This window comes from Streptomyces pilosus, assembly GCF_014649835.1.
GTDB lineage: Bacteria > Actinomycetota > Actinomycetes > Streptomycetales > Streptomycetaceae > Streptomyces > Streptomyces pilosus.
This window is the reverse complement of the sequence record NZ_BMTU01000040.1, coordinates 1-1,147: the sequence shown is the minus strand read 5'-3', so window position 1 is coordinate 1,147 and position 1,147 is coordinate 1. Positions and strand designations below refer to the sequence as shown.

At 56.9% G+C, this 1,147-nt stretch carries 1 rRNA gene; it reads left to right on the top strand.

The features are described 5' to 3' along the window. Window positions 1-1,147, top strand: a 23S ribosomal RNA gene (locus tag IE118_RS33805); the annotation flags it as partial.

The window sequence follows — 1,147 nt, the reverse complement described above, 5'->3', positions numbered from 1 at the left end:
TTGATGTAGGCGAAGGACATGCGAAAGGTCCGGCGTAGAGGGTAAGACCCCCGTAGTCGAAACATCAGCGGCTCGTTTGAGAGACACCCAAGTAGCACGGGGCCCGAGAAATCCCGTGTGAATCTGGCGGGACCACCCGCTAAGCCTAAATATTCCCTGGTGACCGATAGCGGATAGTACCGTGAGGGAATGGTGAAAAGTACCCCGGGAGGGGAGTGAAATAGTACCTGAAACCGTGTGCCTACAAGCCGTGGGAGCGTCGCGCAGGGACTTGTTCCTTGCGTCGTGACTGCGTGCCTTTTGAAGAATGAGCCTGCGAGTTTGCGGTGTGTTGCGAGGTTAACCCGAGTGGGGAAGCCGTAGCGAAAGCGAGTCCGAACAGGGCGATTCAGTAGCGCGCTCAAGACCCGAAGCGGAGTGATCTAGCCATGGGCAGGTTGAAGCGGAGGTAAGACTTCGTGGAGGACCGAACCCACCAGGGTTGAAAACCTGGGGGATGACCTGTGGTTAGGGGTGAAAGGCCAATCAAACTCCGTGATAGCTGGTTCTCCCCGAAATGCATTTAGGTGCAGCGTCGTGTGTTTCTTGCCGGAGGTAGAGCACTGGATAGGCGATGGGCCCTACCGGGTTACTGACCTTAGCCAAACTCCGAATGCCGGTAAGTGAGAGCGCGGCAGTGAGACTGTGGGGGATAAGCTCCATGGTCGAGAGGGAAACAGCCCAGAGCATCGACTAAGGCCCCTAAGCGTACGCTAAGTGGGAAAGGATGTGGAGTCGCACAGACAACCAGGAGGTTGGCTTAGAAGCAGCCACCCTTGAAAGAGTGCGTAATAGCTCACTGGTCTAGTGATTCCGCGCCGACAATGTAGCGGGGCTCAAGCGTACCGCCGAAGTCGTGTCATTGCAGCAGATAGCCCCAACGGGTGCTGTGATGGGTAGGGGAGCGTCGTGTGCCGGGTGAAGCAGCCGCGGAAGCGAGTTGTGGACGGTTCACGAGTGAGAATGCAGGCATGAGTAGCGATTCACACGTGAGAAACGTGTGCGCCGATTGACTAAGGGTTCCTGGGTCAAGCTGATCTGCCCAGGGTAAGTCGGGACCTAAGGCGAGGCCGACAGGCGTAGTCGATGGATAACCGGTTGATATTCC